Origin of the sequence: Paludibaculum fermentans (genome assembly GCF_015277775.1) — a bacterium.
Classification (GTDB): domain Bacteria; phylum Acidobacteriota; class Terriglobia; order Bryobacterales; family Bryobacteraceae; genus Paludibaculum; species Paludibaculum fermentans.
In genome coordinates, this window is sequence record NZ_CP063849.1 from 424,228 (window position 1) to 445,771 (window position 21,544).

Annotated in this window: 17 protein-coding genes; 5 read left to right on the plus strand and 12 right to left on the minus strand. The window is 63.4% G+C overall.

Annotation, left to right across the window (positions count from 1 at the left end):
* Positions 1–200: 200 nt before the first annotated feature.
* Positions 201–1,778 carry an MSCRAMM family protein gene (locus IRI77_RS01660; protein WP_194450356.1) on the minus strand — a complete coding sequence of 526 codons (1,578 nt, stop codon included), beginning with the start codon at positions 1,776–1,778 and terminating at the stop codon, positions 201–203.
* Between the two features lie 366 nt (positions 1,779–2,144).
* Here IRI77_RS01660 and IRI77_RS01665 point away from each other — a divergent pair, with 366 nt between their 5' ends.
* A complete protein-coding gene (locus IRI77_RS01665; protein WP_194450357.1) occupies positions 2,145–2,969 on the plus strand; it encodes a hypothetical protein in 825 nt (274 codons plus the stop codon).
* 61 nt (positions 2,970–3,030) lie between these two features.
* Here the strand turns inward: IRI77_RS01665 and IRI77_RS01670 are convergent, their stop codons facing one another.
* From IRI77_RS01670 to IRI77_RS01680, 3 genes are read right to left on the minus strand one after another with little or no spacing between them, the layout of a single operon-like run.
* Positions 3,031–3,984 carry an isopenicillin N synthase family dioxygenase gene (locus IRI77_RS01670; protein WP_194450358.1) on the minus strand — a complete coding sequence of 318 codons (954 nt, stop codon included), beginning with the start codon at positions 3,982–3,984 and terminating at the stop codon, positions 3,031–3,033.
* The gene (locus tag IRI77_RS01675; RefSeq protein ID WP_194450359.1) at positions 3,963–4,586 is read right to left on the minus strand and encodes a hypothetical protein; all 624 of its coding nucleotides are present in this window, start codon (positions 4,584–4,586) and stop codon (positions 3,963–3,965) included. The genes IRI77_RS01670 and IRI77_RS01675 overlap by 22 nt, the downstream gene beginning before the upstream one ends.
* Entirely contained in the window at positions 4,583–4,849 is a 267-nt protein-coding gene (locus IRI77_RS01680; protein WP_194450360.1) for a hypothetical protein, read from the minus strand. Before IRI77_RS01680 ends, IRI77_RS01675 begins: the two co-directional genes overlap by 4 nt.
* A 102-nt stretch (positions 4,850–4,951) precedes the next feature.
* Between IRI77_RS01680 and IRI77_RS01685 the strand changes: the two genes are divergently transcribed.
* Both IRI77_RS01685 and IRI77_RS01690 read left to right on the plus strand, forming a co-directional pair.
* Entirely contained in the window at positions 4,952–5,752 is an 801-nt protein-coding gene (locus IRI77_RS01685) for a helix-turn-helix transcriptional regulator (protein ID WP_194450361.1), read from the plus strand.
* Positions 5,753–5,875: 123 nt separating this feature from the next.
* Positions 5,876–6,394 (plus strand): GNAT family N-acetyltransferase, encoded by a 519-nt coding sequence (locus tag IRI77_RS01690; protein ID WP_194450362.1) that lies wholly within the window; start codon positions 5,876–5,878, stop codon positions 6,392–6,394.
* Positions 6,395–6,844: 450 nt separating this feature from the next.
* Here the strand turns inward: IRI77_RS01690 and IRI77_RS01695 are convergent, their stop codons facing one another.
* The 6 genes from IRI77_RS01695 to IRI77_RS01720 form a co-directional block, all read right to left on the minus strand.
* Positions 6,845–7,408, minus strand: coding sequence for a hypothetical protein (locus IRI77_RS01695; RefSeq protein WP_194450363.1), 564 nt, complete (start codon positions 7,406–7,408; stop codon positions 6,845–6,847).
* Between the two features lie 180 nt (positions 7,409–7,588).
* Positions 7,589–8,023, minus strand: a complete 435-nt coding sequence (locus IRI77_RS01700; RefSeq protein ID WP_194450364.1) for a type II toxin-antitoxin system HicB family antitoxin — start codon at positions 8,021–8,023, stop codon at positions 7,589–7,591.
* A gap of 164 nt (positions 8,024–8,187) precedes the next feature.
* Positions 8,188–9,564, minus strand: a complete 1,377-nt coding sequence (locus tag IRI77_RS01705; protein ID WP_194450365.1) for an arylsulfatase — start codon at positions 9,562–9,564, stop codon at positions 8,188–8,190.
* A gap of 8 nt (positions 9,565–9,572) precedes the next feature.
* Complete coding sequence (locus IRI77_RS01710) at positions 9,573–10,976, minus strand: sulfatase-like hydrolase/transferase (RefSeq protein WP_194450366.1); 1,404 nt, start codon at positions 10,974–10,976, stop codon at positions 9,573–9,575.
* Between the two features lie 4 nt (positions 10,977–10,980).
* Positions 10,981–12,396: an arylsulfatase gene (locus IRI77_RS01715; RefSeq protein ID WP_194450367.1), complete on the minus strand. Its 1,416-nt coding sequence runs from the start codon at positions 12,394–12,396 to the stop codon at positions 10,981–10,983.
* 2 nt (positions 12,397–12,398) lie between these two features.
* Positions 12,399–15,689, minus strand: a complete 3,291-nt coding sequence (locus tag IRI77_RS01720; RefSeq protein ID WP_194450368.1) for a TonB-dependent receptor — start codon at positions 15,687–15,689, stop codon at positions 12,399–12,401.
* Positions 15,690–15,835: 146 nt separating this feature from the next.
* Here IRI77_RS01720 and IRI77_RS01725 point away from each other — a divergent pair, with 146 nt between their 5' ends.
* Complete coding sequence (locus tag IRI77_RS01725; protein WP_194450369.1) at positions 15,836–17,911, plus strand: winged helix-turn-helix domain-containing protein; 2,076 nt, start codon at positions 15,836–15,838, stop codon at positions 17,909–17,911.
* A gap of 3 nt (positions 17,912–17,914) precedes the next feature.
* Here IRI77_RS01725 and IRI77_RS01730 read toward each other — a convergent pair whose 3' ends face one another.
* Positions 17,915–18,394, minus strand: a complete 480-nt coding sequence (locus IRI77_RS01730) for a hypothetical protein (RefSeq protein ID WP_194450370.1) — start codon at positions 18,392–18,394, stop codon at positions 17,915–17,917.
* Positions 18,395–18,531: 137 nt separating this feature from the next.
* Here IRI77_RS01730 and IRI77_RS01735 point away from each other — a divergent pair, with 137 nt between their 5' ends.
* Positions 18,532–18,888 carry a PilZ domain-containing protein gene (locus tag IRI77_RS01735; RefSeq protein WP_194450371.1) on the plus strand — a complete coding sequence of 119 codons (357 nt, stop codon included), beginning with the start codon at positions 18,532–18,534 and terminating at the stop codon, positions 18,886–18,888.
* Positions 18,889–18,893: 5 nt separating this feature from the next.
* Here IRI77_RS01735 and IRI77_RS01740 read toward each other — a convergent pair whose 3' ends face one another.
* Positions 18,894–21,539, minus strand: a complete 2,646-nt coding sequence (locus tag IRI77_RS01740) for an ABC transporter permease (protein WP_194450372.1) — start codon at positions 21,537–21,539, stop codon at positions 18,894–18,896.
* Between the last annotated feature and the right edge of the window lie 5 nt (positions 21,540–21,544).

Below are 21,544 nucleotides of genomic sequence, written 5' to 3' on the forward strand. Positions count from 1 at the left end.
TGAACGCAGCTGGGCACCAGCAATATGGCGGAGAGGCCGAAATACCATTGTAATATGCGAGCCGGAATGCTCATGAATTAGTCTCTTCAAGACATCGTTGCCGAAAAGCACTGGGTCATTCCATCAGCAACATAGCTTAGGGTTTGTGTAGATACTCGGCTAGGGCCGTACACGCATTCCGGTCTCTGGCGGCGAAGAGCCTACCAGAGGGTGCTGGGGAGGGGCTTCAGTTCAACCTGGCTGAGTTCACCGCGACGGACGGTGAGCCGCGTCGCCTGGATAAGAAGCGTGCGGACCAGGGCCGGATCAGTGAACTCGTCGTGGTCCTGGGGCTCGTCGAAGGCGAAGGCAAGGTACTCACCGGGCCTTAGGCTGCCGATCTCGAAGCGGCCCTCAGCGTCCGTCTGTGCGGCATTGATAAACTGCTCGTCCCACAGTGCTTCCTCGGCGGGGAGCAGGTAGACGTGGGCGCGGCTGCCCCGTTCGACTGAGCCTCGCAGCCTGCCGGCTCGAGGCAGGTAGACGATGCGGACGGATGGGCTGCCGGGGCGGAGGTCCACGGCCCGCGTGAGTACTTCCTGATCGCCGACGTATATGGCGTCCAGGTACCAGTTGGGGGCGAAACCGACTGGCCGGATGCGATAGCGGCCGGGATAGATGGAATCCCAGTGCAGGCCGCCATCCTGTGTGTGGAACTTGAGCGCGATATCCGCGCCGCCGTCCTCGGAGGTCATATAGACGCCGCTGACCAGCCGCTTTCCTTCCTTGTCCCTAGGCTCGTCGCGATCGACGAATCCGTTAAGTGGGAACGGCGGAGTGAGTTCGAGGCGAACCGAAGAGAGGTCCGCCTTGGTGATTGAAAACCGCAGGCTCCCTTTGAGCGTAACGCCGCTGTGGCTGGCGGAGGCGTGAAGATCCCAGTCTCCGGCGCGCACGTCTTCCAGTTCGAAGCTACCATCCGCGCGGGCGGTGGTCTCATACTCCGAACCGAACCAGGAGTCGGCTGCGAAGAGTTGCACGGCTGCCCCGCCGGCGGGCTCTCCACGGTCGTCCACGACGGTGCCGCGCAGGCGGTAGACCGGGACTGGACGGAGCCGGAGATCGTGACCGCCCAGGTCCATGCCGCCCTTGATACTGAGCACCTGTGCCTCCGCGGGGGATCGGCCTTCGGGGAAGAAGGCCGGCGCCCAGGCGGTTCGGCCGCCTTCCTGGGTGGGGGCCTTGGCCGCTGAGTAGCCGGGGAGTTTTCGCAGCGCTGCGCCGCGTGCACCGGCGCTGAGCAGGTAGCGGCCGGGCTCCAGGGCATTGAAAAGGTAGGTGCCATCCTCGGCGGTAGTGGTGGTGAAACGGGGCCGGCCGCCACGGCGGCGGATCTCGACCGGAACGCCGGCCGCGGGATGATCGGGCCCGAGGGTAACGCGGCCGGAAACGCGGGCGTACGGAGTCAGGCGGGCGTCCACCTTCGTGGAACCGGCGGCAATTTCGACTTGTTGGCGGTGGCGCACGAAGCCGGGTTTGGTGGAGTCGAATTCGTAGTGGCCGGGCTTCACGTCTTCGAAGTGAATTCGTCCATTCGGTCCGGAGGTGGCGTTGAGAGATGTAGCTTGTGCTGAACCCAATGGAATGAGAAGCACCTGGACGCCGGGGAGGGGCTCGCCGGTGATGGAGTTGGTGATGAGGCCGCTGAGGGAGCCAGTCGTCTGGGCGGGGAGGCGGACGGGGACCAGCAGGCAAAGACAGAGGAAATTCACTGGAAGTGTAGCAGCCCAGGTGCGCATGGGAAGGAGATTATCAGAAATGCAACCCACGTTGAATGTGAAAGAGGCATGGGGTTCGCGAACAGGCGAACGGCCCATTCTGGTAAAAGAGGCGCTTGTTGCCAGATGGCGGAGTGATTCGATTCCTGAGAATGCTATTCTTTGCACATAATGTTCACGGCAGTTCTTCTGTATGCGGTGTTGTTCCCGAACGGAGTAACCCGGCCGGCGGGTTTGCCTGATGCGGTTTCGAGACCCGCGGAATGCGAGGTCGATTTCGCGGATGCCGATAGAGGGTGGCTGACGTGCGGCCTCTCTGGTCCGAGTTACCGGACTGGAGATGGAGGGCGTAGCTGGCAGCGGCTCGCCTGGCCCGGGAAGGGACGAGTGGACCCCCATGCCCCTGGGCCCGCGTCTCCGCTGCGCTACCAGTTGCGTGCGGGTGGGCACGGTTGGGCTGCGATTGACGAGACCGTGTATCTGACCTCCGATGCCGGGCTCAGTTGGAAGCGATTGTGTTCCATCCCAGTAGGGCCTTCGTTGAAGGACGGACGCCTGGAGTGGCTCACCGTTGGCAGTGACGAGAGCGCGGTGCTGGCGCGGGTGTCGACGCCGGATGGTCCCGGGCGGTTCGCCGACCAGTTGCTGGTGAGTCAGGATGCCGGAAAAACCTGGGAGAAACGTCCGCTGCCATCGGGGAAGTTCGAGATCATTCAGGAGGGGCGCGGTTCTGTGTTCTTTCTCTTTGGAAAGACAGCCGCGATGTATTCGAAGGACAAAGGGCGAACCTGGGCCGACAGCCAGTTCTCTTTCGCGGGCGGGCATTCAGAACATTTTTTGGGTAGTGCCCAGCCGCCTTTGGCGGTTGTGTTTGCCGGCGAGTTCCACTGGCTTTTGCAGGGAGAGCACCTTTTTCGCAGCGAGGATCAAGGGCGTTCGTGGCTTGAGTTGGCGCGGCCGACGCAGATCTGGCCCCGAACTCCCGGGCCTGGCCATCAGCGAATTCAGTTTCTGACGGTGGATCACGGCTACGCATTGGGCCGTGATGGAGTTCTGAGGGAATCGGATGACGGAGGATTCCAGTGGACGGCGATTCCGATGGCCGGAGATCAGGTGGTGAGCTTTTCGTGCTTCGACGTGACTACGTGCTATGCGATCACGCAGGGGCGCGGGCTACTGCGAGTTGAGGCGACGGGGATGGGCGGCCGGTGAGAAGCGAATCGTAGTAGAAGCGCAGTTCCCCGGCCGTAGAATTCGGGTGCTCAGTCGCGCCTCACGCCGAGACACAATCCCGGCACCACACCCCTTGCCCCTTGCGGCGCCATTCGGCTTCGCCGTAGTGGAACGGAGTAGCCGCCGAGATTGGCAATACACGATGGACATGCTCGGGTTCGGGCGCCGCGGAGATAGTGCCGCGCTGCGCGAGTGGGATGGGTCCGATCCAGCGGTCCAGGCCCGGATTCAGGAAGAACGGTAGAGAGATGCGATCCCGGGTCCGGTTCATCACGCGATGCGGAGTGGCTCGGAGACCGGCTGAGGTGGCGAACTGCAGGATCTCCCCGATGTTCACGATCAAGGAGCCTGGGCGCGGATCGATATCCTGCCACTGACCCTCCGGCGTGCAGGCGGAGAGGCCGCCGGCGTCATCCTGAAGGAGCAGCGTGATCCAACTAAAGTCGACGTGCGGAGCGACTCCGGAGCGAGCCTGGCCGTCCGGCGGCGGCAGATAATGGATCAGCTTCAGCAGGACGTACGGGGCTTCCTCTTGCGGCAGTAGTTGATCGGGCGGCAGGCGCAGGCCGGAGGAGATTCCGTTCAGGATGTCGCGGCCGGCAGTTTCAAAGTCCGCGATCAGGCGCAGGATTTCCGAGCGCCACTCGCCGCTGACCGGCCAGAGATTCGGTCCGGACAGGCGATGCGCGCCAGCGGGTTCCTCGCGTCCGAAGTGCATCTGCTCGCGCCAATCCCTGGCGTTGCGCATCTCGCTGTAGCCGCGGAAGTGCGCCGAGTTCTCGATGGCGAGCGCCTGTTTTTCGGCCGCCGGCAGGTCGAAGAATCCGCGTGCCAGTTGGATCGCCTGACTGCATCGCTTCCCGTCGAACAACGGATGCGTGGCGTGGAAGAAGCCGATCCCGGCTGCGGCCCGGTGCAGCCGGGCGGTCTCACCTGCATCCATCGGGCCAGAGAAATCGAAGACGGGGATCGTCACAGTGCGCCCAGCAGCCACGCGCGCGCCTCCGGCAACCGGGCGAAGACGAGCGGGCTGGCCTCTTCATAAAAGCCGGCGGCCAGCTTCTGCCGCAGCTTGGCGATGTGCTGCGGGCGTTGCAGTTCGCGGTTCAGAATGGTGCGGTCGAGCGGGAAGCTCTTCTCGTGGAGGATCTCGAACAGGAGCCATTCGCCGGCGAGCGCGAGCTGGTGGTCCGGCGAGGCATCCAGCGTCGTAAAGAGAGTTCGGGCGAGGCGCAGGCGTTCCGGAGCCAACTGCCAGAGCAAGGGGCCCGCCTGCTGGATGGAATCGAGAACGTAGGGGAGGATCGCCGGTGTAGTGGGGCTGACATCGGGGCAGTCGAAGCCGAGCGCGAGTAGATCCTCGCGGATCTTGTAGCGGGCGTGATCGAGGTCGTGATAGAAGAACTCGGCAGGCGAGCGCATGCCTCCGTCGGCCCAGGCCGGTTGGTCCACGATGCCCAGGAGATGGACAGGCAAGGCGCGCAGCAGGATAAGGAAGCGGCGCGATGCCGGGCCGTGGCAGTGCAGGGCTCCGATCAATGGCTGGAGTGCCTGGAAGGGCACCCACTCGGCGGCGGTCTTTTCCTGGAAGGTCACTGCGGCCTCCACCAGCGGCCCTGGCGCCGGTAGCCGGCGGCGCGCACGAGGCGCAACTCCCATTCGAGAACGGTGCCGCGGAAGTCGCCTTCGGAGATCAACAGGAAGGGCTGATAGTGGCGGAGGCCTTCCTCGATCCAGGAGCGATTCAGGTCGCGGGTCCAGCGCACGTTTGGCAGGACGAGCATGTCGTGGGCGGATCGCTCACGCAGACGCCGCAAGTCATCGAGACGGCCTAAGGTCTTGTGCGCCAGGGTTGTCACGGTGGGGATACGTTCCAATATACAACCCGGAGGTTGGCAGGCCGTGCGGAATTCGTTCCCGGTCCAACTCGTGCGCTGTAGTTCTATTCTGAAGTTGAAGCCATGACTGCGCGTGTCCATCTGGTGGATCAGCACCGCTCGGTGCTGCCCGGTGTCGAAGCCCGCACGCTCGTGACCAATGCCCAGTTTCCGCGGCACTTCCACGATCAACTCGGTTTCGGTGTGATGACCTTCGGCGGACACCGCTCCTGGAGCGGCATCGGGGCGGTGGAAGCCGCGGCCGGAGACGTCATCATGGTGAATGCGGGCGAGTGCCACGACGGCGCTCCGCTGGGTGGGGCGACTCGGGGCTGGCGTATGGTGTACCTGGAGCCCCTACAGGTGTCCTCTCAACTGGGTGAAGAGTTGCGCGGCTTTCCGGAAGTCCTGCGGCCGGTTGTACGCGACCCGCTGCTGGCTGGGCGATTCGCCGAATTGTTCGCGACCTTGACGGACGACGATCCGTTGGCCGCCGAAGAGCGCCTGGTGCTCGTGCTGATTTGCCTGCTGCAACGGCATGGCGTGTCGAAACCAGGCACGGCGGGCCCTCCTCCTTACGTCCAGAAGGCGATCGACCGGATCCGCTTCGATCCCGGGCGGGCTGCCTCGCTCGCCGAACTGGCGTCCCTATGCGGTGTGAGCCGCTTCCAACTTCTGCGCGGCTTCGCCCGGGCCACGGGCATCACTCCGCATGCCTACGCCGTGCAGCAGCGATTGCTGACGGTGCGCAGGTTGTTGGCGGTGGGAGTGGCGCCGTCAGAGGCTGCGCTCGAGGCGGGCTTCGCCGACCAGAGCCACATGACCCGGGCGTTCGGACGCCAGTTCGGGGTGACGCCGAGCCGCTACCGGGCAGCGGTCCGCTGATTTGCCGCAGCGGCCGCAATTTCGTTCAAGACGACACTGCCTATTCCTGCGATTCTGAATCACCGGCTGCCCGAGGCAGGCCGCGCGCGGCTTCGCTCTGCGGGCTGACACGAGAGGACGAATATGATTCGACGTTGCGGCGAGGCCGACTTCGAAGCGATCTGGACGATTATCAACGATGGCGCCGGTGTGTACCAGGGGATCATTCCTGAGGATTGCTGGCACTCGCCCTACATGGGCAGGGCGGAGCTTCAGGCTCAGTTGGCGCAGGGTGTCGAATTCTATGGTTATGAGGCTGGTGGCGAGTTGGCTGGCGTGATGGGCCTGCAGCCGGTGCAGGATGTCACGTTGATTCGCCACGCCTACGTCCGTAGCAGCCGTCAGCGGAGTGGAATCGGGGCTCAATTGCTGGCGCAGCTGACAGGACTCGCCGGCACGCCGGTCCTGATCGGGACCTGGGCCGCGGCGTTCTGGGCGATCCGGTTCTATGAGAAGAACGGATTCACCCTGGTGTCCGAGCACCAGAAGGACCGACTGTTGCGGCGTTACTGGGGCGTGCCGGAGAGGCAGATCGAGACTTCGGTAGTGTTGGCGGACCAGGCATGGATGGAGCGGCAGCCGGGTGTGGCACTGCGAGGGTAGTCGACGGGCGGACCATTGCCTGGCGGCATTGTTTGTCTCCAGGCGTTCACTGCGGGACACCAGTTGATAGGATCAAGGCGGCAGGTCTTGGACGCAGATGAGATGGATGTTTGAGAAGGTGGCGCGAGGAGAGCCGTGAAACTTCCTTCCTGGTTCACGCGCCGCTCAATCCTTCGGGACTCGCTTGCTTTCGGGCTGATGTCCGGCGCAGTCGAATGGTACTGGGCCGAGGGTTGGAGGCGCTCAGTCCTTTTCATCCTTGGTTCGTCGCTCTTCTCCGGACTACTCTGGGCCGGAATTCTAAAGCTACTGGCTCCTGGAAGGGCGGATGGCAACGCAAGGGTGAGCCCGCCGAACTCCGACCGGCCTGCATGATGTTGCGCCCCATTCATCGATCCAACCCGCAGGCCCGGCGGTGGAGTTATTGGAAAGCGACAATCACTTTGCTCTTTACGGCAGCGGAGCGAAAAGCGCCAGCAGCAGAAACAGCAATTCCAACGTAGCAATCACATAAAAGACAATGCGGATTTTGGGCCAGAGCCAGACTGGGAGCTGGTCCGCCATTTTGTCGGCCAGTGTCTGGTTGAGACGCATCGGGGGAAACTCCAACTGCTCCTCCGAGGCCCAACGCGCCGACAGCCAGTTGCCCCGGATGTTGGCGAAAAGCAGGGCCAGGAAGATGATGCGAACGACGCCGAAGCCATTGCCCGAGTAGCGCTGCAGGACAAAGCCGCTGAGTAAATAGCCGGCGAAGGCGGCAATTCCTGCGAAGCGGTCGCGCTGCCGGACGCCCACTCCGGCCAGGAAATAGAACAGGCACTCGAAGGCTCCGGCCAGGGGAAAACCGGCGAATGCGGACAGCACTGCATTTACCGCCGCGACGATGTAGCAGATCCAGAGGCCCTGCCTGGTGATGTAATCGAGATCCCCGACATTCCGGATGGTGGGCCAGAACAGGGCTCGCCAGCGGCTTTCCGTGCGGGGTGTTGAATCCGACAGGCCGAGGGTCTGCATGAGTAAGTTTTATCTTAGCTCTGAATCTCGGCGTAAGCAGGAAATGACAGGCCTGAGAGTTGCCAAAAAGGTATGGAATTAGGCCGGCTGCGGCCGGGAATGACGCTAGGGGCGAGCAGGGGTGTTCGGAATGTTGGATAGCTGGCCCGAGGAGTCGCTGAGGTCTGGCCTGTGAAGAAGCTAGGCCGCGTTGCGCGCCTCGACATGCAGACGCTTGCCGAGTGCGGCGAAGGCGGATTCGAGCTGATCGAGCCTCGACTGGTGCCGAAGCGAGAACAATCGGTCGATGTGTGTTTTCGGGATCCCGATGCGCCGCGCGAATTCTGCCTTTTTGAGGCCGGAGGATTGAAAGGTATTGTAGAGATCCACCTTCGCGCACTGCAGGGCCGTCAATGCCACGGGGCGAAACTTTGCTCCCCGGCGACGTTTGGGGGTGGGCAGCGGTTTTCCGTTCCGGATGAAGTCGCCAATGGTGAGCATCAGAAGGTCCCGAGCCAGATCCGTAACTTCCTCCACGCTCTCGCCTTGTGTGACACCGTAACCGAAGTCAGGAAAGGTGGCTAAATAGCCGCCGTCCTTTTCGTCAGGTTCGAATCGGGCTGGATAGTGCTCCATGGGCCCTCTGAGCCTACAATGACCCGTGTGTGGCGGGATTCCATCACGAACCGGCTGTTCTGCCTATTGAGTCAGCGGCACAGCTCTTTTTCTCTCGCGTCTCGAGGGTAACCAGATTTGGTTACGCAGTCAACGACGGAGAAGGCTACCTGCGGATGAGAGCTCTACATCGGCAGAGCCCGCTTCTTGGCCTCCTCCGGAGTCAGTATCGGGAAATCCGGCGAATCCGTGCGGGCCGAGGCCATGATCTGTTTGATCTTCGCGAGCACGGCCGGATTAGCCGCCGAGAGGTCGTGATGCTCGCTCAAGTCAGTGGCCAGGTCGTAGAGCTCTATTGGCAGTTCCGGCCCCTTACGGATGCCCTTCCAGTTGCCCATGCGGACGGCCTGGTGGAAGCCCAGTTCGTGGAACTCCCAGTAGAAGTATTCGTGCGGCTTCTGCGTCCTGCCTGTCAGCGTGGGCACGATGGACGTCCCGTCCAGACCCTTGGGCGCCTCGACACCCGCAAGTTCCGCGAAGGTCGGCAGGATATCCCAGAACGCCCACGGAAACTCGCTCACCTGGCCGCCTTTGATGCCGCCGGGCCAGCGTGCGACGCAAGGTACGCGGATCCCCCCTTCGGTCAGATCGCGCTTGATCCCCCGCAGCGGGCCGGAACTTTCGAAGAACGACGGGGCATGGCCTCCTTCTTTGTGCGGGCCGTTGTCCGACGCGAAGAGGACCAGCGTATTCTGATCCATGCCCTTGCGCTTCAGAGTCGACATCAGTTGGCCGACGTCGGAGTCCATCCGGCTGATCATGGCGGCGAAGTTCTTCTCCACCTGCGGCCAGTTGCGATCCGTGTAGGGCGCATCGGACGGCACCTGCATGCCGTTGCCGGTATCGCGGCCCATCTCGTTGTTGGCGTGCGGCTGCGTGTAGCAGACGTGCAGAAAAAAGGGCTGCGTCGCCGATTGCCGCTCCAGGAAGCTCACGGCGTGCTTCGTGAACAGATCGGGCGCGTAGTCCTTGTGCTGTGTGCCCATGTTCCCGCGCAGCAGGAAGCTGCCTTCCTGATCGAGCAGGTGCTCCGGGTAGTAGTTGTGGGCGTGGAGCTGTGAGAAGAAACCGAACCACTCATCGAAGCCCTTCTTCGTCGGATAGCCGGTGGTGCCCAACTGGCCCAGGCTCCATTTGCCGAACAGGCCTGTCCGGTAGCCCGCCTTCTTCAGCAATTCCGTTACGGTGACATCGCTGGGCCGCAGCGGCAGGTCGTTCCCCTTGTTCCCGCGCGTATGCGCATGCCCCGTGTGCAGGCCGGTCATCAGGGAACAGCGCGACGGCGCACACACGGTGGACCCGGCGTAAGCGGAGCCGAAGCGGATGCCCTCGGCGGCCAGACGGTCGATGTTCGGAGTCTGGATGCGCGTCTGGCCGTAGCAGCCCAGGTCGCCGTAGCCGAGGTCGTCGGCCAGCACGAACAGAATGTTGGGGCGCGGCGGAGTGGCGATGGGCGCCATCGCGGCGGCGGAGAGGGTCTGCAGAAAGTGTCGGCGTTGCATGATGGTGTTCAGCGGCCCAGGGCGCGCAACTGGCGTTGCGTGAACTCCTCGGCTCGGCGATTCTCCTCTTCGGGCGAGCAGATGCGGCGCAGTTCCCCTTCCAGCCGTTTCACGGCTTTCGGTTGGCTGGCGGCGAGGTTGTTCAACTCGTCGGGGTCCTTGTCCAGATCGAACAGTTGATGGGGTGCGGCGCAGTTGAAGATGAGCTTCCAGCGGCCCTGGCGGATGAGAAAGGCGCTGGCGCGGGTCCCGCCGCCCTGAAATTCGCTGAAGACGGCGCGCTCCTCGTCATATTTCGGCATCGATTGCAGCGGGTGTCCGCACCAACCGGCCGGCTGTTTCGCTCCGGCCGCTTCGAACATGGAAGCTCGCAGGTCGTGCAGATCGACAGGCGTCCGGACGCGCTGGCCGGCCTGGAACCCGGGCCCGGCGACGATCATGGGAATGCGGGCGGAATCCTCGTACAGGCTGCGCTTCCACCATAGGCCGAACTTGCCCAGCATCTCGCCGTGGTCGGAGGTGTAGGCGATGACGGTGTTGGCAGCCTGTCCCGACTTCTCCAGCGTGTCCACCAGCCGTCCGAGTTGCTGATCGACGAACGTGATGCAGCCATAGTAGCCGCGGCGCAGGCTGCGGATCGTCTCCGCATCATAGCCATCGGTGCCGAAGAACTTCCTCAGATCCTCGGCATATGGATACTTCGCGCCGGAGCTGTCGAGCCCATGCTTCGGCAGGTCGGCGTGTTCCGCATACTGCTCCCACAGTTCGCGGGTCACGTTGTGCGGGAAATGCGGTTTCAGCAGATTCACGGCCAGGGTCCACGGCTTGCCCAGCCTGGCGGCATTTCGGGAGAGCCAGTCCACGGCCAGATCGACCTTCTTGAGATCGCCGCCGAACGGATTGGCCGTCACGCCGAAGCCGGCTCCGCGGCCTTCGCCGTCTTTCTGGACATCTAGTGGCACGCGCGACACCAGAGTGTCGCCAGGCCTGGCGCGGTCGCCCGGCGCGATCATCTCACTGAACGCGAGCGTCGAGGCCTGGTTGTAGACATCGGTCTTCCCGATGTGCACGGAGTGGACGCCCTGCCCGTCCAGCACCTTGCCGTAGCTGGGCGTGTCGACCTGGAAGACATTGCAGTTGCCGTAAGTCTGCAGGTCGAAAACCCGGCGGCCCGATAGGAACGAGGACCGCGAAGGCAGGCAGAGCGGGGAAGGGCAGTAAGCGTTCTGGAAGACCGTGCCACGCTGGGCGAGCTTCGCCATATTGGGCGTAGTGACGAAAGAATGCCCGTAGGGCTGGCTGAAGAATGGATTGTGCTCGTCGCTCATCAGCAGCAGGACGTTGTAGCGCGGCGCCGGGCCGGCGGCGATGGCCGCGGCGGGCAAGGTCTGTAGGAAGTCTCGTCGCTGCATAGCTCTAGCTTCGCGCCTCCCACCATCCGTGGGGCGGCTCCTTCTGTACGCGCGGAGGTGTTCGCGCAGCCCGCATCCATTGGTCGAACTGCGCGGCGAGCTTGGGCTGCGCCGCCGCCAGATCCTTCGACTCCGTCGGATCCGCGGCCAGGTCGTACAACTCCACTACGCCATTCTGCTTGGGCCGCACCGCCTTCATGTTGCCCCGGCGCATCGCCTGCATCGGGAGGCCCGGAGCGAACTCCTGCGTCTTCCAGCCATAGTCGGGATTCTCCCAGTACAGCATCTCGTGCGGTTTCTGCTGCTGTCCCAGCAGGGTAGGCAGCACAGACAGGCCATCGACGCCTTTGGGCAGATGGCGGACTCCGGCCAGTTCCGCCGCGGTCGGCAGGAAGTCAGGAAAGTACCACTCGAAGTCAGACGTCTTGCCGGCGGGCACATGGCCCGGCCAGCGGGCGATCATCGGGGCGCGCACTCCCCCTTCATAGAGGTTGCCCTTGTGGCCGCGCAGGCCCAGGGCGCTGTTGAAGAAGAACTCGCCGATCTCGGGCAGGGTTGCGCCGTTGTCTGAGGTGAAGAACACGATGGTGTCCTGGTCCAGGCCCTGCGCACGCAGCTCCGCCATGATGCGCCCGACGTAGGTGTCGACCCGGGTGACCATCGCGGCGTAAGCGGTCCGCACATCCGGCTGGGCCTTCAGCCGGTTGTTGGCCTGGCTCCACGGCTTGCCCATGGGAAACTTGCCGCGGTACTCGGCCATGGAGTCCTCCGGCACCTGCGGCTCGAAGTGCGGCATGGTGGGCGAGTGGTAGAGGAAGAACGGCTTGTCCTTGCTCTGGCGGATGAAGTCGACCGCGTGGCTGGCGATGACGTCGTTGGCGTAGGTGACGCGCGCGCCGTTTACGTTCCCGGGCAGCGGGAACTCTTTGCCGTTCTCATAGAGAAAGCGCGGGTATTGGAAGTGCGCGTGCGCCTGATGAAGTGTCCCGAAGAACTGGTCGAAGCCGTGCTTCCACGGCACGCCGTCCGTGCCGATATCGCCCAGGCCCCACTTGCCGCAGAGGGCGGTCGCATACCCCGCCGATTTCAGTACATCGGCCACGGTGCCCTCACTCGCCAGCAGCGGCACACCGCCCGGATTCGAGCGGATGGGCGTATGCCCGTTGTGCTGGCCGGTCATGAGGCTCGACCGCGAGGGGGCGCATACCGTGCCCCCTGCATAGGCGGTGCGAAACAGCATGCCCTCCGCCGCCAGCCTATCGATGTTGGGCGTGCGGATGTACTTCTGTCCATAACAGCCGAGGTCGCCCGGGCCCATGTCGTCGGCCATGATCCAGACGATGTTCGGCTTGCGCCGCGGCTGTGCGGAGAGGAGTCCCGGAGCCGCGGCGAGCGTTTGGGTGAAGGTGCGCCGGTTCATGGCTAGAAAGCGTACTTGAGGGCGAACTGGATGCGGCGCGGATCCTCGGCGGTAGTGATCTTGCCCGCGTTCGGAGTCCCGACGGCTGTGTTGGGCGAGCCGAAATTCGCGTGATTCGCGAAGTTGAACGACTCGAAGCGGAACTGGATGTAGTGTCCTTCCCGGGGCATGTTGAAGCTGCGCGACACCATGATATCCAGGTTGGTCCGGCCGGGCGCATAGATCAGGTTGCGGCCCGCATTCGACACCACACCCGGGGCGGAGGCTACAACGAAACCGGTATCGAACCAGCGGTCGATGGTCCGTTCCGAGGATGGCAGGTTCGGACTCTTCACCCAGTCGCCGCGCACGGCGCCGCCCAGGTTCTGGTTGTTGACGTTAAAGCTGTGGCCGATGGCGAGACCGGACTGCATCGAGAAGATGCCGCCCACCTGCCAGCCGCCCAGCACCGCCGCCGCAGGACCGGAGCTGAGGTAGCTGCGGTTCTTGCCGAATGGCAGTTCGTAGACCGAGTTCAGGACGAACGCCCGCCGCCGGTCGAGGTTCGAGTTCGACCGTTCACGGGACATATCCCACGGCGTGACGCCGCCGCTGCCGCCGTCGAGCAGGTCCTCATTGCCCTGGTCGATGCTGTGCGACCAGGTGAACGAACTCAACAGGGTCAGGCCCTTGGAGAACCGCTTCTCTACCTTGGCCGTCATCGAGTTGTAGCTGGAGTTCAGGCTGTTCTCGTGCAGGCTGATGGCCCCGAACTGGGGCCGGAAGTAGCGCTGGTTGGCGGCCACGGTCGCGCTGGGCGTCTGCGGCAGATTGATGTTCCGGATGTTGTGAAGGTGTGTGCCCTTGGTGCCGATGTAGCCCACGGTGAGCAGGGCGTCCCAGGGCAGATTGCGCTGCACATCCAGGAACCACTGGCTGACATAGAGTGTGGGCCGGAAGTCGGGGAAGACGTACACGGCCGAACCCTTCTGGACGACCGAGGTCGAGAAGCCCGGGTAGCCGTCTTTCACGTAATAGGAGGTCGCTTCCGGCGTGGTCTGCAGCGCGATGTCGGCGCTCTTCGGCGGGCCTGAACGGAAGTTGGCGTTCTCGGTACTCAGGCTGTTGGCCTCTCCATAGAAGGTGCCTGCTCCGGCGCGGATCACCGTCTTGGCATTGGCCGAATAGGCCAGGCCGATGCGCGGAGCCCAGTTGTTCAGATCGTTGGTGCCGCCGCTGTCGGAGTCGCCCGTCGGATAGACGAACTTCTCGTCCGCCTGATTGGCCACATTGATCCCCTGATACAGATACCGGCTGACGCTCTGCGCGGCGGAATTCGGGAACAGCGCTTTCTTGAAGACCTCGTAGCGGATGCCTACGTTCAGGGTAAGCCTTGATGAGATCTTAAAGTCGTCCTGCACGAAGAAGCCGTAGTACCAGTTGTTGATGTCCTCACCCTGGTTGTTGCCGTAGTTGCCGCCCGAGACATAGCCCAGCAGCATGTCGGCCATGCCGTTGCCGGTGTTGGCGCGGCTGGTGCCATTATTTGGCGATTCCGAGGTGAACTGGCCGTTGAAAGCCAACTGGCCGCGCCGGTAGCGCGCCGCATTGCGGAACACATTGGAGCGCCGCAGCTCACCACCGAACTTGAAAGTGTGTTTGCCGTGCTGCCAGACGATGGCGTCGCTCACCTGGTAGTTCGACAGGTTGTTCACATTGGGCCAGAAAGCCCGTGGGCCCATCTCCACGAAGCCGGAGGGTGAGAAGAGCGACCAGCCCTGATCGTACCCGTCGCCGATGGCATCGCCCGGGGCGTTCTTGATGCCGTAATCCTTGTTCATGTTCTTCGTGAACGGGATGTCGAACGCCGTGTCGAATTGCGCGTAGCCGAACCGCGCTTCGTTGAAGAGCGTGGAAGTCAGTACACTGCTCAACGCACCTGCGACGTTGTTGCCGTTCAGCTTCACGGTCTGCCCCTGGCCGCCCATGGCCGGGTAAGGCAGATAACCGTTCTGGTTGCGGAACTGGTCGCGCCGCGAGTAGCGCGCGAAGAAGCGGTGCTTATCCGAGAAGTTGTGGTCGCCGCGGAAGTCATACTGATCCGCGTCGTCGGAGTCGCTGGGCCCGAAGTAGTAGTTGTTCGTCAGGTTGTCGTTCGTGCCGATGTTGGCGGTGGGGTAGAGCGGCAGGATGTTCTTGACGACTGGATCCCAGCGCGACTGCGGAATGATGTTGCCGGCGAAGGGACTCCGCTTGGCCGTGGCGCCCGTGCCGGTCTGCGTCAGCGGATCGAAGATGTTTTGCCGGACGGCGGGTTGCTTCGAGAAGTCGCCGCGTTCAATGATGTCGCGGCTGGGCAGCGTCGAAATGTAGCTCTGGCCGGTGCGGATGCGCGTCCCCTGGTAGCTGCCGAAGAAGAAGGTGCGGTTTTTGATCACCGGACCACCGAGCGTGGTACCAAACTGGTTCTGCCGGTAGGAGGGCTTCTTCGCGCCGGACCGGTTGGCGAAAAAGTTCGTGCCATCCAGTTTCTCGTTGCGGAGGAACTCATAGGCGGAGCCGTGGAACTGGTTTGAACCGGACTTCGTCGTGACGAGCACCTTGGCGCCGGCGCGGTATCCGTACTCGGCGCTCATATTATTAGTGACAACTTTGAACTCGGCCACCGCATCCACGGGCGGCTTCACCTGCTGGGCTTCGTAGCCCAGGGGGCCGCCCGAGGTCCGCGACGAATTGTCGGTGCCGTCCAACAGGACGTTGTTTTGAGCAATCTGCAGCCCGACGGCCGAGAAGGCTCCCTCATCTCGAGCCCGGCTGCCGACGCCCAACCCGCCGCCGGGCAGCACGCCCGCAGTGAACTGCGCCAACTGGAGATAGTTGCGTCCATTCAGCGGCATCTCCAGGATGCGCTTGGAATCGACCACCTGGCCCACTTCGGAGGTCTCCGAATTGATGAGCACCGCCGAAGCCGAGACCTCAATCGACTCGGCTATCGATCCGGTCTTTAGTTCAAAGTCGAGGCGGGCGGTCTGGCCGGTTTCCAATCGGAACTCCGCCAGTTTCTGCGGAGCGAAACCGGATGCCTCACATTCCACGCGGTAACGGCCGGGCGGCAGCAGGGGGAATAGGTAAAGCCCCTGCCCGTTCGTGGTGGCCTGGGCGGCAACGGAAGTGTCCAGATTGATGGCCCTGACTGACGCGTTGGGAACGACTGCCTTCGTCGGGTCGATCACCGACCCCTGAATCCCGGAATTCTGCGCGAAGAGGACAGATCCGAGGCAAAACATCATAATTACAACGGCGAGGTTGCGCATGGTGACCATCCTTCCAATCAAACCGGATGGGGCTGCATCGTTGCGGCCCCTGAAGCTCCGCCAGCAGTTATGCGCCTTCGATTCCGGAGTGTCCAGCAAAGCCGTGTGAAAAATAAAAAACAGCATAAAATACAGCTAACCTACTGATGCAGCAGGAAGTGTTTCACTTTGGTCCGTTCTCGGCCGACGCACAGTTACGTACGTTAGCGCGGGACGGCGCACCTGTTGCGGTAACCCCCAAAGTGTTCGACGCCCTGCTCATCTTTCTGAAGAGCGGCAACCAGGTGGTGACGCGGGAGGAGCTCTGCGCCCAGCTTTGGCCGGGCCAGGTGGTGACGGACGCCAACGTCAATCAGCACATCTCCATGCTGAGGAAAGCGCTGGGCGACGGCGGCTCCGGCGAGAGGTATCTGGTGACGCTGCCGGGCCGCGGTTACCAGTGGGTGGTACCCGTGAGCCTGCCCCACTCTCACGAAACCGTCAATGTCGCCTGGAGGCTGGCCGCCCTGGCGGCGGGAGTGATGCTGATGCTGGGTGCCCTGGCCTACTGGAGCCAGCGGCGGTCCACCGCCCAGATCGAGTTCGGCCAACGGCACTCGCTCACCCGCCTGCCGGGCAGTGAGTACCAGCCCGCGCTCACTCGTGACGGAGCCAAAGTCGCCTTCATTTGGGATCAGGATGGGGCGAACAATCCGGCCGTTTACGTCCGCGGCCCGGAAGACGACGAGCCGCGCAAGGTAAGTGAGGGCCACTACGAGCACAGCAGTCCTGCCTGGTCGCCCGACGGCCGCCACCTGGCCTACATCCGTTACGAAGCCTCGTCCCTCCGCGTGGTAGTCACGCCCGAGCGCGGCGGCGCTGAGCGGGAGATCGTCCAACTCTACCGCTCTCGCTATGGACTCAACTGCCGCCACCTGGACTGGTCGCCAGACGGGACAAAGCTCGTCGTCGATGACAAGGAATCTTCCTCCCAGGCATTCGGCCTGTTCCTGGTCGACATCGCCACCGGCAGCCGCACCCGCCTCACCCGGCCGCCCGACGCGATCATCGGCGACGTGGATCCGCGCTTCTCGCCCGATGGCCAACGCGTCTCTTTTGTGCGAATGGCCGACCGCTTCCGCCAGGAACTCTGGATCACCGATCTCTCCGGCGGCAACGTGAAGCAACTCACCTCCGCCGATCGCACCATCAGCGGGCATGACTGGTCACCCGATGGCCGCCGTCTGTACTTTGGTTCCAACCGGCGCCGTGAGTTCGAGGTCTGGTCCGCCAACGTGGATACGGGCGCCGTGCAGGGGACGAATCTCTCCAGCGCCAACCCGATGCAGCTCTCGGTGGGCCGCTCCGGCGAGCGTATGGTTTACTCCGACCTGCAGCAGGATCTGAACATCTGGAAGCTGGATCTGGAGGCGGCCCGCCGCGGGACCAACGGCTGGAGCCGCGTCATCTCTTCCACTGGCGAGGAGATCCTGCCTTTCGTCAGTCCCGATGGCAAGCGGCTCTGCTACCGGTCCGACCGGTCAGGCGAAGGACAGCTCTGGGTGAGTGGTGTCGATGGCGGGCGCGCCATGCAGATCACCCGGGGCGCCATCCATCCGGTGGCCTGCCGCTGGTCCCCCGACAGCAGCAAGGTGGTCTTCAACGACGCCCTTACGCAGCGCCTCTATGTGGTGGATGCCGAAGGCGGATCGCCGCAGATTCTGGGAGGACCGGAGGTGGTCGGCGGCCACCCGATGTTCGATGCCGAGGGCCGCAACCTCTTGTATAACGCCCAGGGCTCGATCTGGCGGGTTCCGGTGGGGTCGATGACCGGCACCAGGATCGTCGCGGCTGACGGCGTTCACCAGAAGGTGCTTGCTCCCGATGGACGCAGCCTCTATTTCACGCGCGCCCGCACCGGGACCACAATCTGGCGTTACGACCTCGTGACCAGGGCGACAACCCAGATTCTGGACGGGCTGTTGGCCGGCTACTGGGGTGCCTGGACTCCGGGCCGTGATGGCATCTACCTGCTGGCCGAGAGCAGCCAGCCCACCGGCGGCGCGGCGGTCGTCTTTCATCCCCTGAACGGAGGGCCGAACAAGGAGATCTCCAGATTCCCCGGCCAGTTGCCGCCCATCGGCACATCAAGTTGGTCCCTCTCGCCGGATGAGCGCTATCTCTATTGCGTCCGTGTCGATGTCTCGCACAGCGACCTCACCCAGGTGGAAGGTGTCCGCTGAGCCTCAGTGCCAATCCCAGCTTCGGCGGCACTCCTCCATCAACTCGCCGAGGCTGTTGCAACTCTCCAACTGCGCCACTGCCCGAGCCGAGCCGCCCGGCCACCGGCTCCAGGAACTCTCCGGATCGCTGACGAGTTCGAGCAGCAGCTTCCGTGCCTCGGCCAGCTTCAGCGTCTTCAAGCGCTTCAGCACCAGATGAACGTGGAACGTGCCGGTGCCCATGTCCAGCACCCACGATTTCCGTCCGAACTCCCTGGCTTTGACGATCCGGTGCAAGTTGCCGGCCGCGTCAATCAGTTGCAGCGACGGGTAGTAGAGGCCCGAGCTGCCCTGCGTGGAGGTGAGTTTCTCCACCGTATCCATTACGAGGATCCGGCCTTCGCCGAAGAGCAGGACCGGGTACTGCAGGGGCAGGGAAGTCCCCGGCTTGGCTGAAGCCTGAGCGCCGCGGCCTGCCAGCAGGGAGAGAAGGAAACCGAGCATTTCAGTCCATGATGCCTCAAGTGCTGCAATTACATGCAGGTACCAGCCCATCCCAAGCCGCGGCTAAGGCCTTCTGCTCAGCATTTCTCAGGGTATTTGCCCCGTTCCCATCTACGGAAACCGCCGATAATTTAGATATGACACGGCCGGTCAGGAAGTATCTTCGCGTGCCGTCGGAGTTTTTCGGAACCCTCGAATTGCAGGCCCCCAACGAATCCAGTCCCGCTTATGGGATACGGATTACAGACGTCTCGTCAGCCGGCGTCGGCATTCTCCTACGGGGCGAAATCCCGGTAGGAACCAAAGTCAGGCTCATCTTCGACAGCGGCGCCGTGGAGGGCGAAGTCATCCATTGCCGGCAGGAAAAGGGCCACTTTGCCGTGGGCGTCCAGGTGGAGCACAATGCGGTGGCGCTGGCGCGAATCCGCTGGGCTGCCTCGCTGAAGCTGCACGGGGCCGCCAGTTCCTCGCCTCACCATCACGTGCCGGTCTGACCGGGCTATTCCGCCCTCAGCGCCTCCACCGGATTCACCGACGCTGCCCGCCGCGCGGGGATGAAACTGGCGAGCATCGAGGCGACACCCAGGACCAACCCGACACTCGCAAGTGTTGCCAGATCCCACGTCTTCACACCGAACAGCAGGCCACGAATCAGCGTCGCCGCGCCCGTGGAACAGACCAGCCCGACGATCACGCCAATGGCGGTCAGCCAACCTGCTTCCTTCAGGATGAGCCGGTAAACGGCACCCGGTTGGGCGCCCAGAGCCATGCGCAGCCCGATCTCGCGCGTCCTCTGGCTGACTGAATAGGCCACGACCCCATACAAGCCAACCACGCCCAGTAGCAGCGCGAGCAGCGCGAAGCCGCCCACCAGCCAGGCCGACGAGCGGTGCAGATACGCCGAGGGCGAATCATTGATCCGTGTCGTCATCGTTGCCCCTTGCGCGGTCACGATGCCCGGGTCGAATTCCCGGATCGCGCTGGTCATGGCCGGCAGCAGCTGCTGCTCCGATTGGGCTGTCCTGACCACCAGGCCGAAGTACCTGCTCGCACTTTGGTTGAACGGGATGTACAGCGCGGGGACGGTCGCCACCTCCAGCGGGCCTTCCTTGATATCGTCCACGATGCCCACGATCTCGATTGGCTTTGGTGGTTCCGAAAGGTAAGTAAGATGCTGCCCGATGGGATCCTCGTTCGGGAAATACTTCCTCACCAATGCCTGATTGATGATGGCAACGCTTGGCTTCGATCCGTCCTCCGCCTCAGTGAAGAACCGGCCGCGAATCAGGTTGGCGCCGAGGGCGGTGAAATATCCGGCACTGACATCGCGTTCCGGCACCTCATTGTGTTCTCCATGCCAGGGACGCCCGATCACGCGGAACCAGGTCGTATTGCCATTCCCGCTGACCGGCAGGCTGGTGGTCACCCCCACCGACGTCACGCCCGGGATGGCTTCGATGCGCCGCACCAATTCCCTCTGCAGGACGATCGCCTGCTCATCCTTGTCGTAGGCCGCCTTGGGAGCCGCCACCTGCAGGGTGACCAGATGCTCCGGCCGGAATCCGATATCGACGCGCAGCAGGCTGTAGAGGCTCTTGCCCAGAAGGCCCGCACCCACCAGCAGCACCACCGCCGTGGCCAGTTCCAGCACCACCAGTTTCGAGCCGAGCCTCCGCCAGGCAGTGCCCGCCGAGCCGCGGCTGCCATCGGCAAGCCCTTCCCGGGTCTGCCCCAAGGACAGGTGAAACGCAGGAGTCACCGTAAAAAGGATCAAGGCCAGTACGGCGATCTCCCCAGCGAAGGCCAAAACGCGGGGATTCAAACTGAGCCCCATCAGGAACGGCATCCTCAGCAGGAGGTTCTCGGGCACCAGCCGCGTCAGAAGCTGCATGGTCCACCACGAGACCACCAGCCCCAAGGCACTCCCGGCCGCCACCAGTACAAGACCCTCCGTCACGAACTGCCTGATCAAGCGGCCTTTCGACGCGCCCAGCGCGCTGCGGACGGCCATCTCGCGGCGGCGGCTTTCGGCGCGCACCAGCAGCAGATTGGCCGCATTGACGCCCGCGATCAGGAGCAACAGACCCGAGCCGCCCAGCAGGACCAGCAGTATGGGCCGGATGTCGCCGGTGATCACCTCCGCCAGGCTCGCCAACGTGGCGCCCTGGTCACGATTCGAGTCGGGATACTGGGCCTCCAGTTGCTTGGCGATCACCTTCACATCGGCCAACGCGGCCTGCATGCTCACGCCCGCTTTCAGGCGCGCCACGCCGTAGAGGGAATGACAACTTCGCCGTAGATCACAGCCGCCCGCGGGATGCAGCGTAGACCAGAATTCAGCCGGTTCCGCCGGCGCAAAGTGGAACTCGCGCGGAAGCACACCGATGATCGTGCTGGGCTCGCCATCCAACGTAACCACCTGGCCCACCACCTCCGGCTTGCCGCTGTACCGCTTCTGCCAGGCGCCATAACTCAGCAGCACGGCCCGGTGCGCGCTGGGCAGGTCCTCGCCCGAGAAGAAATCGCGACCCAGTACGGGTGAGACGCCCAGGGTACGGAAGAAGCCGTCGGTCACCCGCGCTGCCCGCACGGGTTCCACTCCGGCGGCGGTGCTGAGGATGAAGCCCCGCTGATCATACGCGTCCAGGGATTGGAAGACTTTGTTCATCTTCTTCCAGTCCAGGTAGTCCGCATACGAGAGGTTGGAACGAGGGAACATCGGCACGGTTTCGAAAACGCCCACCAGCCGCGTCGAATCCTTGTACGGCAGCGGCTTAATCAGGGTCGCATCAACGAAAGCGAAGATGGCCACGCTGGCGCCCATGCCCAGGGCCAGTAACAGAATCGCAGTGAACGTGAAGCCCAGGGTCTTCCGCAGTTGCCGCAAGGCGAAGTGTGCGTCCTGCAGGGTGTTGTCGATCAGGTTCAAGCCTCGCATGTCGCGGCACTCCTCTTTCCGTTGTTCCAATCCGCCCACTGATCGCAGCGCCGCCCAGCGCGCCTCAGCGCGGCTCATCCCGGCGGCGAGGTTCTCGTCCATCTCTCGATCGAAGTGATACCGCAGCTCTTCGTCGAGTTCGTCTTCCACCTGTCTTCGCGAGGTCAGGGTGCGAAGCCGGAGACGCAGTATTTCGGGCCAGCGCATAGCGG

Coding starts and splice junctions, on each gene's coding strand:
- IRI77_RS01660 (WP_194450356.1), bottom strand. CDS start 1,778: ATGCGCACCTGGGCTGCTACACTTCCAGTGAATTTCCTCTGTCTTTGC.
- IRI77_RS01685 (WP_194450361.1), top strand. CDS start 4,952: ATGACTGCGCGTGTCCATCTGGTGGATCAGCACCGCTCGGTGCTGCCC.
- IRI77_RS01690 (WP_194450362.1), top strand. CDS start 5,876: ATGATTCGACGTTGCGGCGAGGCCGACTTCGAAGCGATCTGGACGATT.
- IRI77_RS01695 (WP_194450363.1), bottom strand. CDS start 7,408: ATGCAGACCCTCGGCCTGTCGGATTCAACACCCCGCACGGAAAGCCGC.
- IRI77_RS01700 (WP_194450364.1), bottom strand. CDS start 8,023: ATGGAGCACTATCCAGCCCGATTCGAACCTGACGAAAAGGACGGCGGC.
- IRI77_RS01705 (WP_194450365.1), bottom strand. CDS start 9,564: ATGCAACGCCGACACTTTCTGCAGACCCTCTCCGCCGCCGCGATGGCG.
- IRI77_RS01710 (WP_194450366.1), bottom strand. CDS start 10,976: ATGCAGCGACGAGACTTCCTACAGACCTTGCCCGCCGCGGCCATCGCC.
- IRI77_RS01715 (WP_194450367.1), bottom strand. CDS start 12,396: ATGAACCGGCGCACCTTCACCCAAACGCTCGCCGCGGCTCCGGGACTC.
- IRI77_RS01720 (WP_194450368.1), bottom strand. CDS start 15,689: ATGCGCAACCTCGCCGTTGTAATTATGATGTTTTGCCTCGGATCTGTC.
- IRI77_RS01725 (WP_194450369.1), top strand. CDS start 15,836: ATGCAGCAGGAAGTGTTTCACTTTGGTCCGTTCTCGGCCGACGCACAG.
- IRI77_RS01730 (WP_194450370.1), bottom strand. CDS start 18,394: ATGCTCGGTTTCCTTCTCTCCCTGCTGGCAGGCCGCGGCGCTCAGGCT.
- IRI77_RS01735 (WP_194450371.1), top strand. CDS start 18,532: ATGACACGGCCGGTCAGGAAGTATCTTCGCGTGCCGTCGGAGTTTTTC.
- IRI77_RS01740 (WP_194450372.1), bottom strand. CDS start 21,539: ATGCGCTGGCCCGAAATACTGCGTCTCCGGCTTCGCACCCTGACCTCG.